General features: G+C 60.7%; 3 protein-coding genes. All 3 read right to left on the bottom strand.

Translation table 11 applies throughout. The features are described 5' to 3' along the window. Positions 1–221: 221 nt before the first annotated feature. Entirely contained in the window at positions 222–4,865 is a 4,644-nt protein-coding gene (locus tag EX88_RS25495; RefSeq protein WP_161786165.1) for an ESPR-type extended signal peptide-containing protein, read from the bottom strand. A 351-nt stretch (positions 4,866–5,216) separates the two neighbouring features. Then, a complete protein-coding gene (locus EX88_RS0121690; protein WP_081931361.1) occupies positions 5,217–8,807 on the bottom strand; it encodes an autotransporter domain-containing protein in 3,591 nt (1,196 codons plus the stop codon). Positions 8,808–8,824: 17 nt separating this feature from the next. Beyond that, the gene (locus EX88_RS25490; RefSeq protein ID WP_081931360.1) at positions 8,825–9,226 is read right to left on the bottom strand and encodes a transposase; all 402 of its coding nucleotides are present in this window, start codon (positions 9,224–9,226) and stop codon (positions 8,825–8,827) included. Between the last annotated feature and the right edge of the window lie 304 nt (positions 9,227–9,530).

The following is a 9,530-nucleotide window of genomic DNA, read 5'->3' as shown; positions in this document are numbered from 1 at the left end:
CGTGCGACCACTGTCGTTGACTACTGTCTTTAGAAGAGTCAACGTCGCCCTTGGCGTGGCGTTGGTAATCGTACAAATGAGATCGTTACCTAAGTTCGGGGTTATCGTCCAATCGATATTGTTCCCGGCGTTCACTGGCCCTGTCAGTACAACGGGCTCATCGACATATATCAGGCCGTGCTAACGGGCGGTCTGGCCGTCAGGCGCCGGCCGCCCATCGCTTACCAACGAATTCTCACGCCCAAGTTGGCCTGGCGCTGCTTGACGTCGCTGCCGTCCAGACTCTCACCGTAGGACAACACGCCGAACAGGCTGACCTTTTCGTTCAACTCGGCTTCTACACCGACGTCGACGGTCGCCATCAGTCCCAGCTCGTGGTTCGGGAATACCTGCGTCTGTCCGGCAGCACCGGGCGGAATGACGACCAGGGCGTTGTCTTTCTCGCCCAGGGTGTCCTGCACACCGAGTGTCGCCCACGGCCGCACCCGCGCACCGCCAGCAGTCTCGAACGACTTGTCGGCGCGAACCGCCACTCGCGCAGTGCCCAGCAAGTCGTCGTCCATCACCAGTTGCTTGCCGCTGGCGTCGAGCTTGTCTTCCCACTGCATCGCCCTGGCGCTCAGATTGACTTGCGGTTCGACGGCCCAGCCGTTGCTCAAATGAAAGCGATGGCCGAGCTGAGCGCTCAGGGTCAGGCTGTTGCCGTCGATCTCTTCCTTGAACCCATCGGCGACGGCGATGGTGGCCTCGGGCAACTGGCCGACCAGAGTCATGTCGACATAGGTGCCGTTCTTCCAACTGACGCTGCCGTACATGCCGACCATTGGCGTATCCACTCGCACATTGGCTTCGCCGATGCCTTGCAGGTCGGTCGAGTTGACGCCGCTGGCCCAGTAGTTTCCGTGCTGGAACGCGACGAACAAGCCGCCGCGCAGCGTGCGCGTGTCGCGGTCCTGCAGCAACCGGTCGACGCCGACGTACAGGCCGAGAGTGTCGCCGCTGAAAGCGAAACCTGGGTTGGCGCCCATTTCCAACTCGCTGCCGGTAGCGGCCACCCAGAAGCCCTGACAATCGCCCTCCAACTGCCAGTAAGCGCGCTCGATCTCGTCTTCGTGCGAACCGCAGCGCGGGGTATCGCCACGGATGCCGGCCATGCGTTGGAACAGCAGACGGTTGCTTTCCTGAATCAAACCCGCGCCCATGGTCGGCAGGATGGCGTAGCCGCCGATTTCCGGCAGGATATCGTCGCCTTCACTGTTCAGATACCAGCCGTCGCTCTGGCGGTCGAAGGTCCAGGGGAACACGCTGCCGTTCAAGCGGACCACACCGCCCTGAGCATCGGCCGGAATAAAGTTGCCTACGGTGCCAGCGTTGTCGTTCGGCGCCGAGATCACCCGGATCGACGCCGGCTGAAGCGGCGTTTCGCTGCCGTCGCTGGAGAAGGTCACCGCGGTCGTGCCGACAACGTCGCCGCCGATGTCCAGGCCGCCCGAGTTCTGGCCGCCCGGCGACACGGTCAATGCCAGCCCGCCGCCGCCGGTGTAGTTGCCGCTGATAGCGAAGCGGGCATTGCCGACCGTGATCAGGCCCGAATTAGCCAAGTTGCCGGTCAAGCTGGCACCGCTCATGCCGACCAGTTCGGAGGTGCTATCGATCGACAACAGGCCGTTGCCCAGGTTCAGCGGTCCCGCCAGGGTCAGCTGCGTGCCGGTGAGCAGGTCCACCCGCTCCCAGTTGGACAGCGGGTTCACATCGGCCTGATCCAGCGTCATGCCGTGGAAGTTCGCCCGGTCTTCGCTACCGGCCCCACCGTCGAAGCGAGTCAGGCCGCTCAGGTCGCCGCCGCGGAAATCGGCGGTGTCGTTGCCGGCGCCGAATTCGAAGCGGCCGATCACCGTACCGGCCGAGTCGAAGCGGTCGTCTCCGTCGCCGAGCGCGAGCGTGCCGCTACCGGTGTCGAGCGTGCCGACGAGGTCGAACACGTCGTCGCCGGCGCCCAGGTCGCCGCTCGCCAGAAGGCTCGCTCCGGCGGCCACTTCCACCGTGTTGACCCCGGCACTGCCGGTCAGTTCGGTCGGGGCTGAGGCCAAGCCCTGTACGCTGCCGCCGATCGACAGAATGGTGTTGTCGGCCATCGCCACGGTCGGCGTCTGCAGTGTGCCGTCCACGCTCAGCTCGCCGGCGTTCAAGGTGATGCCACCGCTGAAGCTCTGCGTGCCGACCATGGTCGCGACGCCTGCGTTGTCCTTCTGCAGGTGCTCGAAGTTGATCGTGTTGGCGGCATCGAAAGTGAAGGCATTGGCGTTGTCGAGCACCACGGTGTCGCCGGTGCCGTGGCCGCCGCCGCTGACGACCGCATTGAGCATCGCGCCGTCGCTGAGGGTCAGTACGTCTTCGCCGCCGCATAGGTCGATGGTGCCGCTGCCCGACACGGTGCCGGCTACGTTCATGCTGTCGTTGTCGGCGCCGCAGCCGAAGCTGCCGTCGACGTTCAGGGTCGCACCGGCCGCGACCACCGTGTTCAGCGGGCTGCCCGCGATCGCGGTCACGCTGCCGGCCGGGCCGATGTTCAGGGTGCCGCCGAGCACACTGACTTCCTGCAGGTCGGTCGCCCCGGGGGCGTTGATATTGAGCACGCCGGTGCCGGTCTTGGTAACGCCTTCGAAGTTCATCAGCGAGCCCAGATCGGCGCTCAGGTTGATGTCGTAGACGCGCGTATCCAGGCCGGCGCCGCCGTCGACGGTACCCAGCACCGTGGTGCCGTCGTGGACCACGAAGCTGTCGTCGCCGTCGCCCAGGGCGAAGGTGCCGCCCTGCGTATCGAGGGTGCCGACCACGTCGAGCACGTCCAAACCCGCGCCGAGATCGCCGCTGGCCAGCGCGGTGCCGTTGACGGTCACGGTGTTGGCGCCGGCGCTGCCGGTGATCGCGGCGGCCGTGCCCGCCCCTGCGTCCAGGCTGCCGTCGACGGTTAGCGAAGTATCGTCGCCCATCGCCAGGGTCGGCGTGCTCAACGCGCCGGCGACTGCGAGCTCGCCGCCGTTGAGGGTGGTGCCGCCGCTGAAGCTCTGGTTGCCGGTCAAGGTCGCGGTGCCGGTGTTGTTCTTGCTCAGAAGCTCGAAATTAACGACGTTAGCGATGCTAACGTTCAGCGCTCCAGCGTTGTTCAGTACCACTGTGTCGCCGGCGCCATGACCAGCACCATCGATAACGTTACTCAATGCCGCACCATCATTGAGCGTGAGCGTATCGTCACCGCCCGCTAGATCGATCGTACCGCCCCCACTTACAGTGCCAGATACAGCCATGGTGTCGTTACCGGCCGAACCTGTGAAGCTACCGTCGACATTTAATATGGCGCCAACCCCTACTGTGGCAGTGGATACATTGCCTACACTGCCGGGCACATTGAGCACAGCACCGTCGGCTATAGCCACTGCAACCAAGTCCAAAGTTCCGACCACGGTCAATGTGCCATTGTTGACCGTGCCGCTGTCGAAGGCATTTTCGCCGATCACACTTGCCTCGCCGACACCGTCTTTCTGAAGGGTTTCAAAATCAAACAGCCGGTCAACATTGATTGTCAGAGCGCCGACATTGTTCAATATCGCGCTATCTACACCAATGTCGCCAAAGATGGATGCATTTAGCACTGATCCATCATTAAAGATGGCGCTGTCATCGCCATCGCCCATTTGGATGCCGGCAGTTCCCCTGATTGTTCCAGACAAGTTCAAGCTATCATCACCGGCACCGAGATCCAGGACTTGTGATCTTGCGTCCCAGGTGCCGGCGACATTAAGGACATCGTTTCCGGCGCCAAGGTTGCCGGCGGCAACTAAGGTGCCACCTGCATTAACATTAACCGTGCTCGATCCGGCATCTGAATTGATATCAACAACCGCATTCGAGCCAACGGGGTTCTGCACAGAACCGTCGACGTTGAGTGTGGAAGTGCCGCTCATCATGATCCTGAGTGTATTTAGAGAGCCATCGACGTCCAACGTGCCAGCACTGAGCGTGATGTTGTCGACCTGATTGCCCAAACCGGTGAGCGTCGTGGTGCCCATGCCGATCTGCGCAAGGGTGCCCGCACCGCTCAATGTTCGATCGAAAGTGAAGGTATCGCTACGATTGATCGATAAGGTCGAGGTCAAACCGACAGTTACATTACTAAAGCCAACATTGCCGGTGGTGCCACCATCACCGACCACCAAATTTCCATTGCTTATGACGGTATCGCCGCTGTAGGTGTTATTGCCTGTGAGCACCAGGGTACCGGTTCCGGTCTTGGTTAGGCCTGCAGAACCAAGAATGACCGAATTGATGGTTTGCGTCGCTGTGCCATTACCGGTGTTGATGGTGGGTGTAACGCCGCTCAGGGTGAGTGTGCTGCCAATGAGTGTGTAGCCAGTGCTCTCGAAAGTGAGATTATGAGCAGTGATCGGCTCATCCAGCGTCACGGTCCCGGAGGTGCCGCCAAAGAATGCGTCGTCCAGGGCAATGTTGTTCCATGCGCTGTAAGTACCGCTCACACCGTCGCCGTTGGTACTCCAGAACGGGTTGCTCAGGTTCCATGTACCTGTGCCGCCACGGTTGATGAGCGTGCCATTGACGTCCCAGAACCGATTCACGGCCTGTGCCGGTGTATATAGCGACAGCAATGCCGCGAGTGCGCCCAGCTGCAACAACCAATTATGGGGATGGGGCGAGCCTCCAACCTGATCCCTATCCGGCATCAACACATGCGCACGCCCGTGCTTGTCGACCCCGCCCCCGCTCTTGCCACGGGACGTGGCGAGCTCGGAGACGACCACCCATGTGTTCAGTGCGTGCGACCAGAGGATTCGGAAGATGCGGTTCATGTTGGTCTCCTTGCGGGTGGGTCGCGTGCGCGTAGCAGACGGGGTGCCATCGGCTATGTCAGTGACCATCTTTCGGATACGGATAAGTCGTTGACTGGATGGGGCAGGCACGATTGCGTGCATGAAGTCGGCGAAATACGACCAAGTACGGATAGAACGACTAAATACGGGCAGCAACGGGCTCATCGACATATATCAGGCCGTGCTAACGGCCGGTCGGGCGGTCGGGCCACCAGGCGCCGACCACCCATCGCTTACCAACGAATTCTCACGCCCAGGTTGGTCTGGCGCTGCTTGACGTCGCTGCCGTCCAGACTCTCGCCGTAGGACAACACGGAACCTGGCCAGGCCTCACCAAATCACTCGCACACCTACGTTCGCTTCGCGCTGTGTGAAACTGCTTCCGTTCAAACCCTCTGCGAAGGAAAGGCCTCCAAACACGCTGGCCTTGCCACTCAGCTCAGTTTCCATGCCCACATCGATCGTGGCTGCCAACCCCTGCTCGTGATTAGGGAAGGCCCTTCCTCCCGTACCGCTCGGTGAGGCCGCGACAAAAAGCGAATCGCGCTTCTCGCCGAGAGTGTCCTGAAGGCCGATCGTGGCCCACGGCCGAATCCGGCCACCCGACGCCGTCTGGAAAGCCTTCTGCACACGGGCGGCAACCCGAACCAGTCCCAACACGTCGTCTGTCAGAACCAAGGGCTTCCCGCTGGCATCGAGCTTGTCTTGCCAATGCATCGCGCTCGCGCTCAGTTGCAACTGCGGCTCTATCATCCAGTCGTTGGCAAGCTGGAAACGATGGCCGACCTGCGCGCTCAAAGTCACGCTGTTTCCGCGAATGTCCTCTCTGAAGCCATCGGCCACAACAACCGATGCGTCCGTCACTTGCCCCATCAGCGACATATCGACGTAGGTTCCGGTCTTCCAGCTCGATCCGCCGTAGAAGCCTAGGACTGGCGTATCCGTCCGCAGATGGGATTCGCCGATGCCCGGCAGGCCGCTTGAGTTCTCTCCCGTCGTCCAGTGGTTTCCGCGCTGAATCCCAAGCACCACGCCCCCTCGGAGGGTATGCGCTTCGTATTCTCGCAGCATCATGTCCGCGCCTATGTACAGCCCAGTCTCGTCGCCGCTGAAAGCAAAGCCCGGGTCGGCGCCCATCTCCAACTCGCTACCGGTGACTTTCAGCCAAACCGCATGGCACCGCCCATTCGGCGTCCCATCGCTGCGCTGCCTTTCCATTTCGCTATCGGCACAGTTCAAAGCGTCATCGCGCACGCCCGCCAAGCGGTCGAACAGCACTCGCTTGCTTCCCTGTATGCTGCTAAAGCTGATGCTCTGCACCGCGGCATACCCGGCAATTTCGGGCAAAATCTCGGCAGCCTTTGTGCTTAGGTACCAGTTGTTATCTCCCTGTTGCTCGAGTGCCCAAGGGAATGTACTGCCAGTCAAGCGGATGACCCCATCAACCACACCGACCGGGACGAAGTCGCCAACGGTCGCTCGGTTATCGTTCGGGCTGGAAATGACCAGAAGTTGAGCCGGTGTTTGTGGCACCTCTGAGCCATCGGTGTTGAAGGTCACCTGCGTACTTCCCGTCACATCGCCGCCGATGTCCAAGCCGCCGCCGGTCAGGCCGGACGGAGAAACGGTCAGCTGCAATCGCCCGCTGCTCGCGGAGTAAGCTCCACCGATCGCAAGACGGTTCTGCCCCGCATTGATCAAGCCTGCATTATCGAGCTGACCCGTGACTCTCGCGCCGGACCCGACCTCGAGTCTGGAGGTCGGGTCGATGCTCAATACGCCGCCGCTAACGTCGAGGGTACCGGCTAAATTCAGAGCGCTATTGTGCTCGAGCGCTACTTCCTCCCAACCGGCCAGGGCTAAGGGAGTCGCGCTCACAGTCAAGCCGCTGAAGCTCAGGCGATCGTCGCCACCGCTTCCACCATCCAGATTCGTCACCCCACTGGAGTCCCCTCCGATGAACTGAGCGCTATCGTTACCGTTGCCGAACGCCAACGCACCGATCACCTTGCCTCGGGATACGAAGCTGTCGTCGCCCGCACTGCCGGTGAAGCTCCCTTGCACATCAAGGGTCGCGCCGGCCTCGACTGTCGTGCTCTGACTCGCCAGAACGGCTCCGGACACCAGCGTAAGCGTACCTGCGGTTACCGAGGTGTTGATGAAAGCACTGCTGTCGGTTAGCGCCGCCACCCCGACACCTTGCTTCGTCAGCGACTCGAAGTTGATCATGTTGCCGCCATCGATCGTCAAAGCCATGGCATTATTGAACACCACGGCATCGCCGGCCCCATGCGCGCCGCCACTGATCGCAGCGCTCAGAACCGCACCATCGTTCAAGGTAAGCGTGTCGTCGCCAGCGCACAGATCGATCGTGCCCGCGCCCGACACCGTGCCGGCCACCGTCATGGTGTCGGCGCCCGTGCCGCAACCGTAACTGCCCTCGACATTGAGCACTGCGCCGCTTGCGACAGTGGTCGTGAAAGGTGAGCCGTCGACCGGTCCGCTGATTCCCGCTCCCGCAGCCACGCTCAAAGTGCCAACGTTGACGGCGACTCTGCCGACCGTATTGTTCGATGCGCTGATGGTGGTCGCGCCGACACCTGCCTGCGTCAAGCCACCAGCACCACTGATCGAATTGGCAACCGTCATCGCATCGCTGCGATTGAACACAAGCATCGCATCGGTGGCGATGGTTACCGCGCCAGTCCCCAGACTCCCGCTCGCACCTCCATTGCCGACCTGCAAGGTGCCCGCGCCCACCGTAGTCGTTCCCGTGTATGTATTCGTTCCAGTCAGAATCTGAGTGCCGGTGCCGATCTGAGTCACCCGACCGGCACCACCGATAGCGTTAGAAGCCGTGGCCACATCGCTGCGATTGAAAGCGAGCGTGGCTCCTGCCGCGAGTGTAACTACACCGGATCCCAAGCTACCGCTGGTGCCTCCATTGCCGATCTGCAGAGTACCCGCGTTAACAGTGGTTGTACCTGTATAGGAATTAGCTCCAGTAAATATCTGTGTACCGCTGCCGGTCTTGGTCAGACCACCCGCACCAGATATCGTTCCTGCCAGCGTGTCATTGGTATTGGTGGCGCCGATAGTAAGTGTATTTCCGCCTAAGGCCACGCTGCCCTCGCCGCGCAACTCGTTGGTCATAGTGAAGTTGGATGTAAGTGTCCAGGTAACCCCAGCCACCAGTTCATTGCGCTCGACTAAGCCATGCAGAATGTTGGTTACATCGATGTCATTCCACTGCCCGGGGCTTCCCTTGGGCCAGGCGTCAAAGGCCATACCCAAGGCATCCTGCCCGCCGCTAGGTGCAAAAGGAAAGTTGTCCGGCTCGCCGCCGAACAAGGTACCGAAATCGTTATAGAAGCCACCCGCGGCCGCCCCACCCGCCCAGAAGCTGTCGCTGTTGTTTTGCCACCGCCACGTGCCCTCTGTGGCAAGGTCATCGCCACCTAGCCATATGTAACGCGCTCCACCGCCATCACCTACGGTGTTCAGTGCCCCGAGATGATTAGCATTAACCCAACCGAAGACCGCTGCATCCTCACCTGCACTGTTTACCCGGGCCAAGTAGCCATTGCCATAGATACCTGCATAGGTCGCTGCATCGACCTGAGCTGCTGCGAAGGTAAGCGGATCGACCAAGTCGTATGTATGACCATCATAGGCATAAGTCCCGATGGAAAAAGCGCGAGCTGGGACGTACACGCCCATAAGTGCCACGAAGATGCTCGCACTCAGCAACGCCTCGGCTTTTGGAATCGGAATGCGTCGGATCTTACGATGCTTGAGCGCTCTCCCTATATCGATACGTTGATCGCTGCCGCCACCTCGACCACCTGTGGCGACGAGCTCGGAGACCACGACCCAGGTCTCCGAAACAGCAGACCAAACTATTCGGAATATGTGATTCATACAGCGCCTCACCTCGTTTAGTTTGCAGCTTGACCATCCGCGACCATGGATGACCTCCGCCCACGCCGGCGCTTGCGCTTTCGTTGCTCATCCCGATGCTTGACAAGAAGCAGGCCCAAAAGAGCACCTAGGTCACCTGGCCCAAGAGCGCCCTCGACTTTCGACCAGGTATCTGCCTCACACCAGCGCACGTAGCGGATATAGACCGATCGGCACGAACCGTACTCCGCCGGCAGTTCGCTCCAGAATGCCCGGTTAATCGCTACCCACAACACAGCTTCGACGAAGTTTCTGTAGTGGTGCCCATCGTGCTTCGCTCTGCTCGCTACATTCCCCGATAGGGCGGCGACGATGGAGTTCCACTGCGCGTCGCTTAAGCGCACCTTCGATTCAGCCAAGGCGGCCTCATACTTGAGCATAGAAACTGTGCCTCCTCAAAGAACGGAAATCATGGGCATCTTTGGCTCTCCATGAGTTTCTTAGCCCAGACTATCAACGATAGGATCTGGCAGAGCGCTTACGCCCATAGGCTTTATACGTTGTACTTCTACAAATCATTCCAATACTAACGGCCGGGGTCTTGCGCGGATTCACGAACTCCACTTGAACGGACCAGGCCGATCAATAGCTACCCATCAAGTTCAAGAACCACCCGCGATGCTTGTAATCGAAGTCGGTCATGTCATCGCTAAACTCGGTGAAGTTGTAGCCGACGCCGAGTCG

The sequence above is a fragment of the Lysobacter antibioticus genome (genome assembly GCF_000731095.1).
GTDB lineage: Bacteria > Pseudomonadota > Gammaproteobacteria > Xanthomonadales > Xanthomonadaceae > Lysobacter > Lysobacter antibioticus_B.
This window is presented reverse-complemented; position numbering and strand designations above follow the sequence as displayed.

Excerpts from the sequence above, each read along its gene's own strand:
- EX88_RS25495 (WP_161786165.1), bottom strand. The coding sequence starts at position 4,865 with ATGAACCGCATCTTCCGAATCCTCTGGTCGCACGCACTGAACACATGG.
- EX88_RS0121690 (WP_081931361.1), bottom strand. The coding sequence starts at position 8,807 with ATGAATCACATATTCCGAATAGTTTGGTCTGCTGTTTCGGAGACCTGG.
- EX88_RS25490 (WP_081931360.1), bottom strand. The coding sequence starts at position 9,226 with ATGCTCAAGTATGAGGCCGCCTTGGCTGAATCGAAGGTGCGCTTAAGC.